We start from the raw sequence: 18,548 nt of genomic DNA on the forward strand, positions 1-18,548 counted from the left end.
TCTGCTCTGTGTCAGTCGGCCAAGCGGCTGTTGCCGGCAAGTATCAGGCGTCGCGCAGATAGGTGATCAGCTGGTCTGCCCGGCTGGGATGCCTCAGCTTCTTCATTGCCTTGCTTTCAATCTGGCGGATCCGCTCGCGCGTGACATCGAACTGCTTGCCGACTTCTTCCAGCGTGTAGTCGGTGGACATATCGATGCCAAAGCGCATCCGCAGCACCTTGGCTTCACGCGGCGTGAGCTCGTCGAGCATTTCGCGCACGACGGCGCGCAGGCCCGCCTGCAATGCGGCGTCGGCGGGCGTGGCCGTGTCCGAGTCGGCAATCATGTCGCCCAGGCTGGTATCGCCATCCTCGCCGACCGGGGTTTCCATCGAGACCGGCTCTTTCGCGATCTTCATGATCGAGCGAACCTTGTCTTCGGTCATGTCCAGGCGCTCGGCCAGCACCGCCGGATCGGGTTCCTTGCCGGTCTGCTGCATGATCTCGCGCGACAGGCGATTGAGCTTGTTGATCTGCTCGATCATGTGCACCGGGACGCGGATGGTGCGGGCCTGGTCGGCAATCGCCCGCGTCACGGCCTGGCGCACCCACCACGTCGCGTAGGTGGAGAATTTCCAGCCGCGGCGATATTCGAACTTGTCGACCGCCTTCATCAGGCCGATGTTGCCTTCCTGGATCAGATCCAGGAACAGCATCCCGCGGTTGGTGTACTTCTTGGCAATCGAGATCACCAGCCGCAGGTTGGCCTGCGTCATCTCGTGCTTGGCCTGGCGCATCTGCCGCTCGGCAGCCAGCATCTTGCGGTTGACGCCCTTCAGGTCGGGCAGCGACAGCGCCGCCCGGGCCTGGATGTCGATCAGCTTTTGCTGGTGCGCCTCGAGGTCCGGCAGGGCCCGCGCGACCGCCGCGCTGTACGGACGGGACTGGGCGACCAGCTCCTGCCCCCAGGCCAGGTTGGTTTCATTGCCGGGGAAGCGGGCGATGACCTCCTCGCGCTCCATCCCGCAGCGCTCGACCAGCAGCTGGACCACCTGGCGCTCGACCGTGCGCACCTCGTCGACCATGGCCTGGACGTTGGCGCACAGGCGCTCGATGGTCTTCGCGGTAAAGCGGATCGTGCGCAGTTCTTCGCGCACCGCATCCCTTGCGGCCAGGAAGGCTGCCGAGCCCGCGCCATTTGCGGCGCTTTCCTGGCACATCAGCTCGAATTGCGCGGTGACGCGCGCGAACCGCTTCAGGCATTCCTCACGCAGTTGGGCCAGGGCTTTTTCGTTGCTTTGCTGGGTCGAGCCTTCGTCGTCGGAGTCTTCGGAATCGTCATCGGCCTCGTCGGCACTATCGACGCTGTCGTCGGTCTCGTCAGCTGCCGCCGCCACGGCTGCTTCGGCAATACTCTCGTCGCTCAGGCCATCGACCAGGTCGTCGATGCTGATTTCATTGCTGGCGACCTTGCCCGACAGCTCGAGAATCGCGGCGATGGTGAACGGGCAGGCCGAGATGGCATGCACCATATTGTTCAGGCCTTCCTCGATGCGCTTGGCGATCTCGACTTCCTGCTTGCGCGTGAGCAGCGTTGCCGAGCTCATTTCGCGCATGTACATGCGCACCGGGTCGGTGGTCCGGCCGAACTCGGAGTCCACAGTCGCAAGCGCTACCTCGGCCTCTTCATCGGCCTGGTCGTCCGAGGCCACCACCGGGCCATCGCTCAGGAGCAGCGTCTCGGCATCCGGCGTCTGCTCATAGATCTTCACGCCCATCTCGGCGAACGTGCTGACGATGCTTTCCATCGCCGCCGTGTCAGTGAAGTTCTCCGGCAGGTGGTCGCTGATATCCGCGTGGGTCAGGTAGCCGCGCTGCCTGCCCAGCTGGATCAGCGCACGCAATTGCTGGCTACGCGCGGCGGCTTCCGTCGATGGATCAGGCTGCGCCGTCGACCCTGCGCTGGTCTGGCCAGGGTCCTTGATTGCGCCTGTTTCTCGTGTTTTAGCTGCCGTTCGTTGTACGCCGCTTGTCATTTACTACTGTTTCCTTCGTGAATCGCGTTTCGACAGCAGCGCGCACGCTGTGCGTGCGCTATCGGGCCTGCTGTCAAGCTCGTGAGGTACCGGTGCGGCGCGGGCCGATATCGGACGCCGTGACCATTGGAATCGGGGAGGACGCGTATTCTACAGCCATTGCTGCTTCGCAGCGTCAACTCGCCGTATCCCGGTGGAGCCGGCGCACAGTTGAGGGTAGCCGGTGCGCCACAGCTGCGCGTGCTTTGCGTTCGCGCGTTGTCGTCCTACAACTGGAAGTGTGGGCCGGAAGCCACCGGGCCGCACCGGTCAAGGAGGAGCATCATGTGCCGCTGGCTGGCTTACTCGGGCAAATCCGTTCCGCTGGAAACGGTGCTGTTCCAGCCGGAACACTCGCTGATCGACCAGAGCCTGAATTCGCGGCTGGGTCATACCACGACCAATGGCGACGGGTTCGGCGTCGGGTGGTATGGACGTCACTCGGAGGTGCCGTTCCGCTACCGCTGCCTGCACCCGGCCTGGAGCGACACCAACCTGCGCGAGACCGCGCGGGCGGTGAGAGCGCCACTTTTCGTTGCCCACGTGCGCGCAGCCACCGGCACCCCGACGCAGGAGACCAACTGCCATCCGTTCCGCTTCGGCCGCTGGCTGTTCGTCCACAACGGCCTGATCCGCGAATACCCGCTGTTGCGGCGTGACCTGATGTTGGCCGTGGCGCCGCACCTGTTCCGCTGGATCGAGGGGTCGACCGACTCCGAGGTGATGTTCTTCCTGGCCCTGAGTTTCGGCCTGGAGCGCGATCCGGGCGGCGCGCTGGAACAGATGGCCGGGCTGATCGAGGACGTTGGCCACCGTTACGATGTGCAGTTTCCGCTCAACATGACCGTCTGCGTGACCGACGGCCAGCAGATCGTGGCGGTGCGCTATTCGAGCGAGACGGACTCGCGCTCGCTGTTCCACAGCACCTCGTTCCGGCAATTGCGCGCGCTTTACCCGGACGATCCGCGCATCATCGCCGCCGGCGACAACGCCTTCCTGGTGCTGTCCGAGCCGCTGATCGAGGTGCAGGGGGTATGGGAGGAAATTCCCGAGGCGACCACCCTGGTGGCCCGGGGTGGCGAGATCGAGCGCCGCCGCTTCGTGCCGCGGATGCCTTCCCAGTCGGCCTGAGGGCGTAAAGGAGCAAGGGAGCGCGGCAGGATCCGGCTCCGCAGGACAAGTCCTTACTCGTGACCCTTCACGGCCCTCTTGGTCGCGCGATAGCCCTGTTTAGTGGTATCGGCAATCGCATGGCCGGCCGCCTTCGCGCCGCGGCCAATGGCATGCGCGCCGTCGCGCACCGCATGCCCGGCCTGCTTGCCAGCCGATTTGACGCCGTTCTTGAACCCGCGCGCGTCCTCGGCCACCCCCGCGTGCGCCATCGGAGTGGCCAGGGTCACCAATACGAATGCAATGATCGAGGCTCTTGCCTTCATCGCGACAACCTCTTCGATTCTGACTGAACCGGGGTCGGGGCCTGGGAGTGATCCCGACGTGGTTCCCATGAATACATTCTAGCCGTGCCCGCGCCTGTCCCCGGAGCGCTGCCCGCCGGGCCGCGCCGGCCTGGGGAATCAGTTCCGGTCCGCGATGGACAGCCCGACCGGCGACGCAGGCAGCCCGGCGCTCATTTCGTCGTAGCGGGCCGATGCCGAGCGCCTGTGATCGATCAGCAGGACCGCGCCCATGCCAATCACCGCCGGAATGGCGATCGCGATGAAGTTCTGCTGCAGCGGGAGTTCCATGGCGACGAGTACCCCGATGACGATTGGGGCGAGGATGGCCCCGCTGCGGCCGATGCCCAGGGCCCAGCCAAGACCGGTGGAACGGATGGCGGTCGGGTAGAACTGCCCGGTGTAGGCATTGGCGACGATCTGCGTGCCGATCGTCGACGCACCGGCCAGGCCCACCACGACGAACAGCAGTTCAGTCGGCATCCTGAATCCGAGCAGCGTGATCGAGACCGCGGCCAGCGCGTACATGGCGGCGAGCACGTACTTGATGTGGTAGCGGTCGGCGAGCCAGCCGCCGCCCACGGCGCCCATCATCGCCCCGAGGTTGAGGACCAGCACGAAGGTCAGCGCGGAACCCAGGCTGTAGCCGGCGCCCGCCATCAGCCTGGTCAGCCATGAACTGAGCGCGTACACCATGAACAGGCACATGAAGAACGCGATCCAGAACATGATGGTGCTGAAGCCACGGCCCTCGTGGAACAGGTGCCGGATTGGCGCGCTGGCGGCCTTGTCCTGCGCCGGCACGGCGAAGCGGTCGGTGGCCGACCACCGTTGCTCCGGCGCAAGCCTGGAGACGATGCGCCGCAACGCTTCGTGGTCGCCCCTGGCCAGCAGGAACGGCATCGATTCTGGCAGCGACCCGAGAATGACAGGAATGAGGAGCACGGGCAGGCCGGCCGCCAGGAAGACCGACTGCCAGCCGTAGGCCTCGATCAGGCTCTTGCCGAGCAGCGCCGCCAGGACCCCGCCCACGGCATAGCCGCTGAACATCACGGTGACCAGGGTCGCCCGGATTTTCTTCGGCGCGTACTCGGTCATTTGCGCGACCACATTCGGCATCACGCCGCCGATGCCGAGCCCGGCCAGGAAGCGGGCCATGCTGAACAGCAGCGGGTCCTTGACCAGCCCGGCCGCAGCGGTGAAGACGCTGAACAGGGCGACGCAGATCGCGATCGTCCAGCGGCGGCCGATCCTGTCGGCCATGGTGCCGAGGAAGATCGCGCCGAACACCATGCCGAACAGCGCGGAGCTGACCATGAGCCCCGCCTGGGTCGGGGCGACGCCGAGGTCCTTCATGATCGAAGGCAGCGCGATGCCCACGACCGCGAGGTCATAGCCGTCGAAGATGATGATGAGTGCGCACCAGAACAGCACGAGCGCATGGAAGCGGTTGAAGCGGGCCGTGTCGGCCAGCTTGTGGATGTCGATCTGCTGCATGGGGGCTTGTCTCCGGTCGGTCTGTTCTTATGGCTGGGCTTACTGCCTGGACATCGGCACGTTCGGGTCGGCCAGGCGGCTGGCATCGACCGGCTTGCACTGCTCGATGTGGCGGCGCGCGAAGCGCAGGTCGCGCGCGGCGTTGGACCCTAGCGCGGCCTTGACCACGTCGCCGTCGAGGTAGAACAGCACGAAGCTGTCCGCGCCGGGCGTGCCGCGTGCCACCACGCGGTGCGAGGGAAGGGGGATGCCATGGATCTGCAGGTTCATGCCGTACTGGTCTGACCAGAACCAAGGCAGCGGCTGATAGTCGACCGCGAGACCGAGCGCCGCGCGCGCGGCGGCAATGCCCTGTTCCTGGGCGTTCTGCCAGGATTCCAGCCGCAGGCGCCGGCCGGCCCACGGGTTGGGCGTGACCGCGACGTCGCCCGCGGCGAAGATGTCGGGGTCGGACGTGCGGCAACCCGCGTCGACGACCACGCCGCCGTCGCACTCCAATCCGGCTTCCCAGGCAAGCTCGTCGTTCGGCACGAGACCGACACCCGCAACGATGGCGTGGCAAGCCAGCGTGCTGCCATCGGCCAGCTTCACGACGGACCGGCCGCCGGTACCGGGGGCGATGCCGGCGATATTGGCGCCGAGCATGACACGGGTGCCATGCGAGGCATGCAGCCCGAGCAGGTGTTCCGAGACTTCCGGCGGCACGGTGCGCTCGCACAGCCGGCTCTGGGCTTCGAGCACGGTGACCTCGGCACCTTTGCGGCGTGCCGTGGCGGCGACTTCGAGGCCGATCCAGCCGCCGCCGATCACCACGATGCTGCGCCCGGGCCGCAACGCCGGCGCCAGCGCCAGGGCATCGCCAATCGTGCGCAATGTATGCACGGCAGCCGTGTCGACGCCCGGAACGGTGAGCGCGCGGGCCCTGCCGCCGGTGCACAGGATCAGCTTGTCGTAAGGCAGCATCTCTCCGTTGGCTATCTCCAGGCGCTTCGCGGCCCGGTCTATGCGGGTGACGCGCGTGTCCAGCCACCACTCCAGCCCGAGCGCAGCGAACGCTTCAGGCTTGAGCAGCCACGTGCTGGCGGGTGCGGCCTCGCCGGCCAGCACGGCCTTGGATAACGGCGGCCGCTCATGCGGTGGATGGGCCTCGTCCCCGATCAGCACGAGCCGGCCGGTGAAGCCCTCGTTGCGCAGCGTCTGGGCGGCCCAGCCGCCAGCCTGGCCGGCACCGACGATGACGATGGTGGCGGTTGGCGATATGGGAGTCGCGGTGTCTGAGCGCTCGGAATCCATGGCTGTCTCCTCTGGTTGGTGACGCGACCTCTCAGCCGAGATCGAGGTACACCTTGTCGCCGTCGATCCGGACCGGGTAGGTGCGAATGTTCTCGGTCAGCGGGGCGCACTTCGCAGCACCGTCGCGGATATCGAACCTGCCCTGGTGAAGCGGGCACTCGATCTCATGTCCCTCCAGGAAGCCTTCGCACAGGCGCGCATGGCCATGGGTGCAGATGTTGTCGGTCGCGTAGACGTCGCCGTCCACGCCGTACAAGGCGATCTCCTGGCCTTGCACGGCCACGGCGATGACATCGTCCTGCGGGACGTCGGACAGCAGCGCTGCCTCGATCCAGGTTTCGGTCATGAATCACTCCTGCTAGATGGGGTAGATCAGCGAGTTGGGGATCATCTCGCTATCGAAGACGCAGATGCGCGAGGCGAAGCGCAAGCCCGCCGGCGTCCGGACGACGGTGTCGAGGTAGCGGCCAACGTTGTAGACATCGGTCATCTGGTCCGGCTTGGTGCGCAGCACCGCGTAGTTGGTCTCGGCCACGATCCTGTCGCCGTCGGCCTCCCTGATCAGCGGCGCGCCGACAATGTGGCGCTGGTAGTAGGGATCGTGGAACAGGGTCTCGCGAATGCCGTAGATGCGGTCCTTGAGCATGCCCTTGCTTTCGAGCGAGAGCGTTGCCAGCGGCAGGCCACGCTCGTGGTTCTCGCGGGGCTGGACCCGGTAGAGGCAGTCTTCGGTGAAGAATTCCGGCCAGCGGTCCCAGTCGCCGTTGTCCACGGCGCCGGTGTAGTCGGCGAACAGGGAGAGCAGGGCGTAGTAGTCAGTGAAGTCCATGGCGTCAGACCTCCATCATCTTGCGCCAATAGGCGTACATGCCGCGGATCAGGGTTTCGGTCACCATGTGGTCCGTGTTCTCCGCGGTCTTGCCGCCCAGTTCGGCGAGCACGCGATGCCAGGGTTTCTGGGAGAAGCCTTCCTGCGAGCATTCGATGGCTTCGCCATCGTCGGCCGACACGAAGCCGGCGGGGCCGAAGAGATTGGCCTGGCGCAGGCGGCGCCGCGTCATCTCCTCGGTGTCGTCCTCGAAGCCGAAGTGCGTCCAGACGAAATCGAAGGAATCCGGGCCATGGGGCTGGATATGGCGCGTGGAGACCGAGTTGACCTGCTGCTGGAAGATCACGCTCGGGAACACCGTCATCATCACGGCGGTAGGCTCTCCCCACCACGGCTCGTGGACGATGTCGAGGACGCGGTCGTCGTGCAGCGCCATCTGGTCCTTGAAGCTGGATACACCGGCGGTCACGTCGCTCTTGCCGCCCTGGCCGCGGGTCGACACCATGGCGGCATGCCGGAAGTGCGGGTCCATCACCAGGCGTGCCTTGTTGTCGGCGCGCCAGAGGCCGAAGGTGACAAACCAGGTATGCAGCAGGCCGGGGTGGTAGGGGTCCTTGATGTTCTCCTGCATGAGCTTCCAGTTGCCCGGAATGCGCTGCTTGTTGTAGCCGAGGACCTTCAGCTTGCGGCCGTTGAAGAGCCGGTCGAAGTAGCCGAGGATATCCGGCCCGAGGTATTCCTCGAGTGATGGAACCTCATGGTCGAACGAGGCAAACACGACACCACCGCGTGTCGCGACCTTCAGTTGCGTGAGCCCGTGCTCCTGCGGCCTGAAGTCGGCGGGCATGCCGCCATTGACCTTGCCGTCCTGCTTGACCCCGCGACGCAGCGGCACGCCTTGCAGGTTGCCCTTCAGGTCATAGTTCCACTGGTGGTAGGGGCAGTGGAAGTCCTTCCGGTTGCCGCTGCGTTCCCGGCAGAACTTCATGCCGCGATGGGCGCACACGTTTTCGACGACGTTGATCTCGCCGTCCTGGTCGCGCACCAGGATCACGGAACGCTCGCCAAGCGTGGTGCGCTTGAAGTCACCGGGATTCGGGATCTCCGCCTCGAGCCCGACGTAGTTCCAATGACCGCGGTAGAAGCAGCGTTCGAGTTCACGCTGGTATAGCTGTGCATCCGTATACACGCGGAACGGGATGCGGCTGATGCTGTCGTCGGCCCACACCGGGCCGGCTTGCGGGGGGATTGCCATGCTTGTCTCCGGCTATGTCTCTTCGTATGGGAAGGATCATGGTGCACGGAGGAAAATTAACCAATAGAATTCTGACTATAATGAACATTCATAAAATCAATAATAGACGGCACCATGGAGCTCAAGGACGTCGATCTGAACCTGCTGGTCGTGTTCGATAACCTGCTGCGGCAGGGCACCGTTTCCGGCGCCGCGAAGACCCTGAATCTGAGCCAGCCCGCGGTCAGCAATGCGCTGGCCCGCTTGCGCACCTTGTTCGGCGACCCGCTGTTTGTACGAAGCAGCAAGGGCATGCTGCCGACACCCCTTGCCGAGGAACTGGCGGAACCGGTTGCCTATGCGCTGGAGTCGCTGCAGACGGCGCTCAGCCACAAGGTGTCGTTCGATCCGCTGCGCAGCGTGCGCGCATTCCGGATCGCCATGACGGATATCGGCGAGGTGCACTTCATCCCGCCGCTAATGGGCGCGCTTGGCGACCGCGCCCCGGGTGTCACGGTAACGACAGTGCGTAATACGGCAGTGGACCTGGCGGCGGAGATGAGCCAGGGAAAGATCGACCTGGCGGTTGGCCATCTTCCTGAACTCGGCACGACGTTCTTTCAACGGCGGCTATTTCGCCAGCGATACGTTTGCCTGTTCCGGCCCGGTCATGCCATGGACAAGAAGACGGTCAGCATGCGCGACTTCGAGGCGGCGGAGCACATCGTGGTCACGGCGGCGGGGACGGGGCATGCCCGGGTCGACGAGATCCTCGCCCAGCACGGCGTACAGCGCAAGATCCGGCTGCGTGTCCCCCATTTCGTCGCACTGGCGGACATCATTGCCACCACCGACCTGGTCGCCACGGTGACCTTGACGTTTGCGGAGCGATGCGCCAGGTACTTCGGGCTCAGGTACGTCAAGCATCCGTTCGCGTTGCCGGAAATCCAGATCAACCTGTTCTGGCATGCCCGGTATCATCGCGATCCGGCGAATCAGTGGCTGCGCGACCAGTTCGTCGGCTTGTTTTCGGATTAGGCGCAGCACTGCTGCTGCGTGGATAAGCTCGTCTCAGCCGCGATCTGCTTGCGTAGTGTCGCGAAGCGCGCTTGCACTTCTTCCCCCGAACATAGGATCAGAGCTTTCGGGAGCCGCGTCGGCAATAGCTGCCCAGTCCTCTTGTGTCAGCAACTGGGCAGCGCGCGGCATTGCCTGTCTCTCCTCGGTAGAGAGATGGTTACGGCAGTACACAAGGTACATGGCTGCGGCTGCCTCCAGCGCCGCTCGCGAACTTATAGCGTCTCCCTCCCTGGTGGAATACGCATACCTGCTCTTCCAGTAGGTCGAGCAGACGAGAGAAATTGAGGTGCGCGGCATGCCATACGGCAAGTCGGGTGGACATGGCGCGCTCCTTGGGAACGGGCAAGTACAGGGCTTGTTCGAAGGCCGATTGATTTCAGTCAGCCTTAAGCAGGACAGTAGTCTCCAATTTCCGAGTAGGTCGGATATAGCTCAAGAGATCAGTTCACGGATGCGGGTGCAGCACCTGTCTGCGCGTCATCAGGCAGCTCAGGTTCCCCGACAGGAAAGCCGCCAGCAGCAAGGCACCGGCACTCCAGGCCACGGCCGGAAGCCATGGCAGCAGGTTTGCCAGCACGGGGGTCTTGCTGGCGCCCGACGACACCAGGGCAATGCGCATGAACGCGGCAACCGCCAAAGCGGCAAATACCAGCCCGGTGTACATCCCTTCGCGGCCGACGTGACCGGCGTCGAGCGCCGCACTGGCCGTCGCGGCGAACATGATTCCCCACAGGCCGCCGGCAAGACACTGCACGGCGAGGATGGCCCCGAGCGAGCCCGCAACTGTGAAGCCGAACAACGACAGGGCGCCAAGGGCCGCGGCGGTCAACAGCAGCGTATAGGGCGGATAGCGCCGCAGCAACGACGTCGCGGGCAGCAGCGTGCCCAGCGCGAAGCTAATCCAGAACACCGGCGTCACGCGCTCCAGCTCGGCAGCCGTGACAAAGCGCAGGTACGCCGGCGCGGAGTTGACGGTGGTGTGGATCTGGAAGCCGAGCGCAAGCACCCAGACCGCGGCAAACAGCAGCCAGACGCGCTTGAGCGCAACGCCGGCTGCCGGCGCGGCGTCGGCATCGTGGCGCGCCGGGCCGGATTCGATCCATCGCAGCGCGGCCACGGCCACCACCAGCCCGACGCTTGCGGCCAGGAACGGCAGCATGGGCGACGCATCGCGCAGCCGGGCCGTCAGCAGCGGCGCCACGGCTCCGGCAAGGCCGACGCCGAGCAGCGAGCATCCCACCAGGAACGACGACGCGGTCGCCGGCAGCCGCCGGGCAATGATTACCATGGGCGGCGCCCGCAACGCCGAAGCGGTGGCTGCCCAGAGCGCGGTCAGGCCCAGCAGCAGCGCTGGTGAAGTTGCCCGGGGCAGCAGCACGAAAGCCAGTGCGGAGATGACCGACAGCCCCAGCATCCAGCCTCCCAGCCTGCGCATCGCGTTGGCGACACGGTCGGCCGCGACGCCCACCGTGAAATCCATGGCGACAAAGATCAACTGGTCCATCAGCAGGATCAAGGCGACGTGCGCGCGCGCGATGCCGGCCTGCGCGGCCAGCTGGGGCAGGAAGGCCACATAGAGGGTCCATGTCACCGCCAACAGGAACTGCACAGAGCAGAAGACCAACGCGCGCATGCCGCCCTCCCGCTTGGATTGACCAACAGCCTATTCCTGTGCTCGACGGCTGGACTGCCGCGCTGAGCCTCCCATAGCAAGGATAGGGCAGCGTCTTGCCATGGGAGTGGCGGATTGTGCAGGTGCGATTGGGCCTCGCGAGTCGCCTGTGGTCCAACAGTCCACTGGAAGTGGCGGGGCGGTACCAACACTAGACCATTTGGCGGCGCACCGGCGCCCACTGCCGCTCCCGCGGCCAAATGAGGGCGCAGTGTCATAAGCGGCCTGTAAGCTGCACTTTTGGCATGACCTGGCCAAGAACTTGCTAGGTCAATGCGTAAGGTCGCAAGCCGGCAGCCATCAGTTGGGAGGAACCATGCAGCACGCACGCATCACCGCGCACAGGGGGATTCTGGTCGTCGAGCTGTTACCTGACGAGGCAAACGACGAGGCCACCCCGACCAACAAGCTCCGCAACCTGGCCACGGTCATTCATGACACAGGGCGGCACCTGGGTGTTTCAGAGGAAGCCCTGGCGCTGCTGAAGCTGGTGAAGCGCGGCCTGGACGCCATCGGCGACTTCGCGTGGTTCAGTAGTGACGATGGAAAAGATCATTTTGCGTGGCTGGGCGGCCCGAAGCGGCTTGTGAATCCCACTGCAGTGGCGGCTGCCCGGAGCTACGCGATACTTGCGCACCGCGTCATACCGAACGAGGTGCCAGAGGGCGCCAGGAAGGCCATCGAAGCCAATTTTTGAACGTGCGGCATCGCTCCGGGCCGGGCCGATCTTTCGAGTGATCCGCGCTGCTAGAACGAGGAGAGTGTCGAGCGATACCTTTCCCAGAGCTCTTGCAGCATGGACTCCGAAGGCGGTGTGATGTCAAAACCGGCGACGTTTCCGAAAACACCGAGAATGCGCGCCCTGAACGAAGCCATATCCGTCGTCGCCTTTGGTGAGCGCTGTGCGATATCGATAATCGTATGCAGCTGCTTGCCCGAGAGTTCGGCGACAGCGGACCACAAGCTATCAGGCCTTGCGCAGGGCTGGACGGGTATGTTTCGTATCGGCGCCCGGCGGCGCTTGCTATCGGCTTGCGGGTCCATAGCTGCGCTGGTACGACGACGAGAACGTGGCCAGCGCGCGCAATGCCGCTGCCGGGTCGTGCCCGGGCTTGAGCGCAAAGCTGTTGAAGCCGCAACGTGCCAGGTAGTGCACGGTGTCGATCATCACGTCACCCACGGCGCGCAGCTCTCCGGTCCAGCCTAGCTGGTGCCGGAGCAGCTGTGCGATCGAATAGCCACGACCATCCGTGTAGACCGGGAAATCGATGGCAATCATCGCGATGCCTGTCGGATCAACGGCCGTGGCACCGGGTTCCAGCAGGGTCTGGGGCTCCGCATCCGGCGACAGGTAGACCGCGAGCGGATACTGTCGAAGCCGATACCGCTGGCGGTGGGTGGTCCAGTTCTCCAGTGTCACCAGGTAGCCGGGCTCGTCGGGGGGGCAGGTGTTGTCGGCGTCTTGCGCATCCCCGATGTGAGCGAGCCAGCTATCCGCGACCAGTTGTCCGTCACGGATGACGTTGCGCCGGTCCTGCCCGGCTAAATGGTCATGGTCAGGCATTCACCGCCTCCTGGCGAGCTCGCCGCGCGCCGCTGTCAGAGTCCGGGTACACGGCGCGCTGGAAGGGTTCTATGCCGATTCGGCCAACCACGTCGACAAAGCGTTCGGCTTCGCTGTCCCGATGCAGCAAATAGGTCTCGATCAGCCGCTCCACCACATCCGGAACCTGCTCCTGTGCAAAGGACGGCCCGATGATGCGGCCGATGGCCGCGCCGCCGGCCGCCACGCCATCCGGGCGGCCCAGGCCGTCGGCGCCGTTCTGCCGGCCGCCGATGGTGATCTGGTACCAGGCCTCGCCGGCCTTGTCGACGCCGAGGATGCCGATGTGGCCGATATGGTGGTGGCCGCAGGAGTTGATGCAGCCGGAGATGTTCAGGTCCAGTTCGCCGATGTCGTGCACATGGTCGAGGTCGTCGAAGCGCTCCTGGATGGCCTGCGCAAGCGGGATCGAGACCGCATTGGCCAGCGAGCAGAAGTCGCCCCCGGGGCAGGCGATGATGTTGGTGATCAGGCCGACGTTTGGCGTGGCCAGCCCGGCGGCGTCCAGCGCCTGCCACAAGGCGTGCAGCCCGCTGCGGCGGACATCGGCGAGGATCAGGTTCTGCTCATGCGACACGCGCAGCTCGCCGAAGCCGTGGCGCTCGGCCAGGTCGGCCATGATTTCCATCTGCTCGGCAGTGATGTCGCCGGGCGCCTGGCCCGCGGCTTTCAGCGATGCCGTGACGGCGGCGTAGCCAGGCACCCGGTGCCGGTGCACATTGCTTTTCAGCCAGAGGCGGAAGGCGCGGTCGGTCTTGGCCAGGTCGGTTGACTGGTCCGGCTCGTCGGCGGCCGCGGCTTCATACGGCGGGATCGTGAAGCGCTCGGCGATGGACGCGACAAAGCCCTCGGACACGGTGTCCGGGCCCCCGCGGATGCGTTGCCACTGCTCGTCCACCTGCGCCCGGAACACCTCCGGGGTCAGGTCCTTTACCAGGATCTTGATGCGCGCCTTGTACTTGTTGTCGCGGCGGCCGTGCAGGTTGTAGACGCGCAGTGTGGCCTGCAGGTAGGTCAGCAGGTCCTGCCAGGGGACGAAGGGGTTGATCAGCTTGCCCACCATCGGCGTGCGGCCCATGCCGCCACCGACCCAGACCTTGAAGCCGGCCTGGCCGTTCTGTTCAACCGCCTGGAGCCCGATGTCATGGACGCCGACCGCGGCCCGGTCCGTCCGCGCGCCACTGATGGCAATCTTGAACTTGCGCGGCAGGAAGGCGAACTCGGGATGCAGCATCGACCATTGCCTGACGATCTCGCACCACACCAGCGGGTTCACCAGTTCGTCGGGAGCAATGCCGGCAAAGTGGTCGGTGGTGGTATTGCGGATGCAGTTGCCGCTGGTCTGGATCGCGTGCATCTGCACCGTGGCCAGCTCGGCGAGAATGGCAGGGGCATCCTCGAGCCGCGGCCAGTTGAACTGCAGGTTCTGGCGCGTGCTGAAATGCCCGTAGCCGCGATCCCAGCGGCGCGCGATCTCCGCGAGCTTGCGCAATTGCCGGGACGCCAGCATGCCGTACGGAATCGCCACGCGCAGCATCGGCGCATGGCGCTGGATATAGAGGCCGTTCTGCAGCCGCAGCACGTGGAACTCATCCTCGGTGAGCTGGCCGCTCAGGAAGCGGCGGGTCTGGTCGGCGAACTGCACGACCCGTTCGTCGACGAGCTTCTGGTCAATGGCGTCATAGACATACATGGTGGAAAGCCTCCTTGCGCGCGAGCGCTAGTCTTTTGCCCGGGCCCGTTCGATGGACATGTCGGTCGGCATCATGTTGATATCGGCGTTGTGCATCACCCACAGCGAGCCGGCCACGACGATGACGATCAGGAAGCCGGTACAGGCAAAGATGGCGGTGTTGCCGCGCTGGCCGGGACCGGTGCCCAGGTGCAGGAAGTACACCAGCTGCACCAGCAGTTGCGCGACACAAAGGCCGACAACCAGCGCGATCGCTGCCTGCGTTGACAGGGATCCGGTCATCACTGCCGCAAACGACGCCATCGTCAGCGCGACCGACAGCAGCAGTCCGATGGTGTAGCTGCGCACGCTGCCGTGCGCGGCCGGCTGGTCCGCGTGCACGGAATGTAGATGGGACGGCTTCATCAAGCGAACTCCCGCAGGTAGACAAAGGTGAAGACACAGATCCAGACCAGGTCCAGGAAGTGCCAGAACAGGCTCAGGCAGGCCAGGCGGCGGCGCACGATGTGGTCCAGCCCGAAATGCCGGATCTGGTGGATCATCACCGCCAGCCACAGCAGGCCCGACGTGACATGGAGTCCGTGCGTGCCGACCAGCGTGAAGAAGGCAGACAGGTAGGCGCTGACGCCGGGGCCCGCGCCCTGGTGCAGCAGGTGCGCGAACTCGTAGACCTCCATGGCGATGAACAGTGCGCCGAGCGCGAAGGTCACCGCCAGCCAGCGGATCATCCGCGGCGCGTCGTCGGCGCCCTGCCTGAGCATGGCCAGGCCGAAGGTATAGCTGCTCAGCAGCAGCACCATGGTCTCGGCGAACACGAACGGCAGCTCGAACAGTTGCCGCCCGCCGGGGCCGCCGGCAGTGTTGCCGGACAGCACGCCGAAGGTGGCGAACAACACCGCGAAGATCAGGCAATCGCTCATCAGGTAGAGCCAGAACCCCAGCGGAGTGTGTGCGCCGGCTTCGTGATGGCGGTGCGCCGCGTCGTGGGCCGCCTCGTGCCCGGGCTGGTGCAGGGTAGGGGAGAGAGTCGGAGTCATGGTCAGGCAGCTTCCTGCAGTTGTGCAAAGCGCGCGCGCTCGATGCGCTCGACTTCGGCGGCCGGCACGTAATAGTCGACGTCGCGGTCATAGCTGCGCACGACGAAGGTCGCGATGGCGCCGACCAGGCCGGCGACGGCGACCAGCCACATGTGCCAGACCAGCGCGAAGCAGCACAGCAGCCCGAACGCCGACACGATGAAGCCTGCCGAGGTGTTGCGGGGCATGTGGATGTCTTCGTAGCGGGCCGGCTGGCGCCATGCGCGCCCGGCTTCCTTGTCGTCCCAGTGCTGTTCCAGCGAGGTGATATGCGGCACGTGGGCGAAGTTGTAGAACGGCGCGGGCGAGGCCGTCGACCACTCCAGGCTGCGGCCATCCCACGGATCGCCAGTCAGGTCGCGGTTCTGCTTGCGGTCGCGGATACTGACCGCGAACTGCACCAACATCGCCAGGATGCCGGCGCCGATGACGAAGGCACCGACCAGCGCCACCACCAGGTAGGGATGCCAGTCGACGTTGGCATAGTGGTTCATCCGGCGGGTCATGCCCTTGAAGCCCAGTACGTAGAGCGGCATGAAGGCCAGGAAGAAGCCGGCCAGCCAGCACCAGAACGACACCTTGCCCCAGAACTCATTGAGCGTGAAGCCGAACACCTTCGGGAACCAGAAAGTGATTGCGGCCAGGCAGCCGAAGAGCACGCCGCCGATGATGACGTTATGGAAATGCGCAACCAGGAACAGGCTGTTGTGCAGGACAAAGTCGGCCCCGGGAATGGCGAGCAGCACGCCGGTCATGCCGCCGACCGCGAACGTCACCATAAAGCCGATGGTCCACATGGTCGAGGTATGGAAGCGGATCCGGCCCCGGTACATGGTGAACAGCCAGTTGAACAGCTTCACGCCGGTCGGGATCGAGATGATCGAGGTCATGATGCCGAAGAAGGCATTGACGTTCGCGCCCGAGCCCATGGTGAAGAAGTGGTGCAGCCAGACGAAGAACGACAGCACGCCGATCGAGGAGGTGGCGTACACCATCGACTTGTAGCCGAACAGGGGCTTGCGCGAGAACGTGGCGATGATCTCGGAGAAGGCGCCGAACGCCGGCAGGATCAGCACGTAGACCTCCGGGTGGCCCCAGATCCAGATCAGGTTCACGTACATCATGGCGTTGCCGCCGAGCTCGTTGGTGAAGAAGTGCATGCCGAGGTAGCGGTCGGCGGTGAGCAGGGCGAGCGTGGCGGTCAGGACCGGGAAGATCGCCACGATCAGGATGTTGGTGATCAGCGCGGTCCAGGTGAAGACCGGCATCTTCATCAGGTTCAGGCCCGGCGCGCGCATGCGCAGGATCGTGACGATGAAGTTGATGCCCGTCAGGGTGGTGCCAAGCCCGGATATCTGCAGTGACCAGATGTAGTAGTCAACCCCTGGCGTGGGGCTGTAGCCGAGCTCGGACAGCGGCGGGTAGGCGACCCAGCCGGTGGCCGCGAAGTCGCCGACGAACATCGACATCATCACCAGCACCGCGCCCATTGCCGACATCCAGAAGCTCAGCGAATTGACGAACGGGAAGGCGACGTCGCGCGCGCCGATCTGCAGCGGCACGATCACGTTCATCAGCCCGAGCACCAGCGGCGTCGCGACAAAGAAGATCATGATCACGCCGTGCGCCGTGAAGATCTGGTCGTAGTGGTGCGGCGGCAGGTAGCCCGCGGCATCGCCATAGGCGATCGCCTGCTGGGCGCGCATCATGATGGCGTCGGCAAAGCCGCGCAGCAGCATCACCAGCGCCAGGATGATGTACATCACGCCGACCTTCTTGTGGTCGACCGAGCAGATCCATTCGTTCCACAGGTATTTCCATTTGCCGTAGTACGTAATGGCGCCCATCAGCGCGATGCCCAGCACGATCACGACGGCCAGCGTCCCCATGATGATCGGCTCATGGAGAGGGATGGCGTCCAGGTTGAGTTTTCCAAGCATTCTTATTGCTCCATGCGGCCAGCGGGCGCCGTCGGGACGCGCTGGAAGGCCTGCAGAGATTCCGGGGTGTCCGCGCGGCAGATCTGGCCGTTTTCCAGCATGTATTTGTCGACGACCTGGTCGAACAGCTTCGGCGCGACGGCGGCGTAAAGCGTCACGGGATCCTTGCTGCTGGGCAGTTCAAGCGTGCGGTAGGTCTTCAGGTCGAGCGCCTGGGACGAAGCGCGGGCAGCCTGGATCCAGGCATCGAACTCCTTGCGCGAAGTGGCCAGGGTCTTGAAGTGCATGTCCGAGAAGCCGGGGCCGCTGTAGGCAGCGGACTGGCCGAGATAGACGCCCGGCGTGTCGGCGATCAGGTGCAGGCGCGTCTGCATCCCCGCCATGGCGTAGACCATGCTGCCGAGCTGCGGGATGAAGAACGAGTTCATCATCGATTCCGCGGTCAGCCGGAAATTGACCGGCGTGCCGACCGGGATCGCAAGCTGGTTCAGCGACGCGACGCCGTATTCCGGATAAATGAACAGCCATTTCCAGTTCAGCGCGATCACATCGACCTGGACCGGCTTGACCTGCGATTCCAGCGGCCGATAGGGATCGAGCTTGTGCGTCGAATCCCAGATCAGCACGGCCAGGCAGGCCACGATGACGCAGGGAATGCCCCAGACCACGACCTCGATCCTGGTGGAGTGCGCCCATTTGGGGGCATAGGTGGCGCTCGTATTGGTTTCGCGGTAGCGCCACGCGAACCACAGCGTCAGGACGATCACGGGGATGACGACCATCAGCATGACGAACAGGGAGATCAGGATCAGTGACTTCTCCTGTTCCCCGATGCTGCCCTTGGGGTTGAGCAGTTCCAGGTTGCAGCCGCTCAGCAGCGCGCTCAGGCAGGCGCTCAGCAACAGTGTGGGAAGACGGCGCTGCGGGCCGGGGGACGGGCGGGGGAGCGGGCCTTGTCGATTCTTGTCTGCCGGCCCGGCAATAGGTTTGAGCATTTCGGACACCTTGGTTACGGATCACCGAAGGCTCCCGGCCACGCGCTCCGATTCAAGTGCTGGCTCAGCCCCGCGCGGGCGTGGTTTGTATGGATTCCCTCGGTGATGTCTGGCATGCTAATGCAAGAC

General features: G+C 64.9%; 17 protein-coding genes. 3 read left to right on the forward strand and 14 right to left on the reverse strand.

Features of this window, described 5'->3' with window-relative positions:
- Positions 1-43: 43 nt before the first annotated feature.
- Positions 44-2,014: an RNA polymerase sigma factor RpoD gene (rpoD, locus tag AC3WRI_RS14665; protein ID WP_011615196.1), complete on the reverse strand. Its 1,971-nt coding sequence runs from the start codon at positions 2,012-2,014 to the stop codon at positions 44-46.
- Between the two features lie 324 nt (positions 2,015-2,338).
- Between rpoD and AC3WRI_RS14670 the strand changes: the two genes are divergently transcribed.
- Positions 2,339-3,184 (forward strand): class II glutamine amidotransferase, encoded by an 846-nt coding sequence (locus tag AC3WRI_RS14670; RefSeq protein ID WP_010811589.1) that lies wholly within the window; start codon positions 2,339-2,341, stop codon positions 3,182-3,184.
- Positions 3,185-3,237: 53 nt separating this feature from the next.
- On the opposite strand, the gene AC3WRI_RS14675 is transcribed toward AC3WRI_RS14670, so the two are convergent.
- The 6 genes from AC3WRI_RS14675 to AC3WRI_RS14700 form a co-directional block, all read right to left on the reverse strand.
- Positions 3,238-3,489 (reverse strand): hypothetical protein, encoded by a 252-nt coding sequence (locus AC3WRI_RS14675; protein ID WP_010811590.1) that lies wholly within the window; start codon positions 3,487-3,489, stop codon positions 3,238-3,240.
- 138 nt (positions 3,490-3,627) lie between these two features.
- Positions 3,628-5,004, reverse strand: a complete 1,377-nt coding sequence (locus tag AC3WRI_RS14680; protein WP_439668850.1) for an MFS transporter — start codon at positions 5,002-5,004, stop codon at positions 3,628-3,630.
- 39 nt (positions 5,005-5,043) lie between these two features.
- On the reverse strand, positions 5,044-6,297 hold the full coding sequence (locus AC3WRI_RS14685) for an NAD(P)/FAD-dependent oxidoreductase (protein WP_439668851.1): 1,254 nt from the start codon (positions 6,295-6,297) through the stop codon (positions 5,044-5,046).
- 31 nt (positions 6,298-6,328) lie between these two features.
- Entirely contained in the window at positions 6,329-6,643 is a 315-nt protein-coding gene (locus tag AC3WRI_RS14690; RefSeq protein WP_010811593.1) for a non-heme iron oxygenase ferredoxin subunit, read from the reverse strand.
- A 12-nt stretch (positions 6,644-6,655) separates the two neighbouring features.
- Entirely contained in the window at positions 6,656-7,126 is a 471-nt protein-coding gene (locus AC3WRI_RS14695) for an aromatic-ring-hydroxylating dioxygenase subunit beta (RefSeq protein WP_011615198.1), read from the reverse strand.
- A gap of 4 nt (positions 7,127-7,130) precedes the next feature.
- Positions 7,131-8,381, reverse strand: a complete 1,251-nt coding sequence (locus tag AC3WRI_RS14700) for an aromatic ring-hydroxylating dioxygenase subunit alpha (RefSeq protein ID WP_439668852.1) — start codon at positions 8,379-8,381, stop codon at positions 7,131-7,133.
- A 114-nt stretch (positions 8,382-8,495) separates the two neighbouring features.
- Between AC3WRI_RS14700 and AC3WRI_RS14705 the strand changes: the two genes are divergently transcribed.
- Positions 8,496-9,398, forward strand: a complete 903-nt coding sequence (locus AC3WRI_RS14705) for a LysR family transcriptional regulator (RefSeq protein WP_011615200.1) — start codon at positions 8,496-8,498, stop codon at positions 9,396-9,398.
- Positions 9,399-9,885: 487 nt separating this feature from the next.
- Here the strand turns inward: AC3WRI_RS14705 and AC3WRI_RS14710 are convergent, their stop codons facing one another.
- Positions 9,886-11,073, reverse strand: coding sequence for an MFS transporter (locus tag AC3WRI_RS14710; protein ID WP_492293476.1), 1,188 nt, complete (start codon positions 11,071-11,073; stop codon positions 9,886-9,888).
- A gap of 355 nt (positions 11,074-11,428) precedes the next feature.
- Here AC3WRI_RS14710 and AC3WRI_RS14715 point away from each other — a divergent pair, with 355 nt between their 5' ends.
- Positions 11,429-11,809 carry a hypothetical protein gene (locus tag AC3WRI_RS14715; protein WP_011615202.1) on the forward strand — a complete coding sequence of 127 codons (381 nt, stop codon included), beginning with the start codon at positions 11,429-11,431 and terminating at the stop codon, positions 11,807-11,809.
- Positions 11,810-12,136: 327 nt separating this feature from the next.
- Here AC3WRI_RS14715 and AC3WRI_RS14720 read toward each other — a convergent pair whose 3' ends face one another.
- From AC3WRI_RS14720 to cyoA, 6 genes are read right to left on the reverse strand one after another with little or no spacing between them, the layout of a single operon-like run.
- Positions 12,137-12,676, reverse strand: coding sequence for a DUF934 domain-containing protein (locus tag AC3WRI_RS14720; RefSeq protein ID WP_010811601.1), 540 nt, complete (start codon positions 12,674-12,676; stop codon positions 12,137-12,139).
- Entirely contained in the window at positions 12,669-14,408 is a 1,740-nt protein-coding gene (locus AC3WRI_RS14725; protein ID WP_492293477.1) for a nitrite/sulfite reductase, read from the reverse strand. Before AC3WRI_RS14725 ends, AC3WRI_RS14720 begins: the two co-directional genes overlap by 8 nt.
- Before the next feature lie 27 nt (positions 14,409-14,435).
- Positions 14,436-14,813: a cytochrome o ubiquinol oxidase subunit IV gene (gene cyoD, locus AC3WRI_RS14730; protein WP_010811603.1), complete on the reverse strand. Its 378-nt coding sequence runs from the start codon at positions 14,811-14,813 to the stop codon at positions 14,436-14,438.
- On the reverse strand, positions 14,813-15,445 hold the full coding sequence (gene cyoC, locus AC3WRI_RS14735) for a cytochrome o ubiquinol oxidase subunit III (protein WP_492293478.1): 633 nt from the start codon (positions 15,443-15,445) through the stop codon (positions 14,813-14,815). Before cyoC ends, cyoD begins: the two co-directional genes overlap by 1 nt.
- A gap of 2 nt (positions 15,446-15,447) precedes the next feature.
- Positions 15,448-17,424, reverse strand: coding sequence for a cytochrome o ubiquinol oxidase subunit I (gene cyoB / locus AC3WRI_RS14740; RefSeq protein WP_492293479.1), 1,977 nt, complete (start codon positions 17,422-17,424; stop codon positions 15,448-15,450).
- A 2-nt stretch (positions 17,425-17,426) separates the two neighbouring features.
- Positions 17,427-18,419: a ubiquinol oxidase subunit II gene (cyoA, locus tag AC3WRI_RS14745; RefSeq protein WP_011615206.1), complete on the reverse strand. Its 993-nt coding sequence runs from the start codon at positions 18,417-18,419 to the stop codon at positions 17,427-17,429.
- Positions 18,420-18,548 lie beyond the last annotated feature (129 nt).

This window comes from Cupriavidus sp. FW305-27 (genome assembly GCF_058787995.1).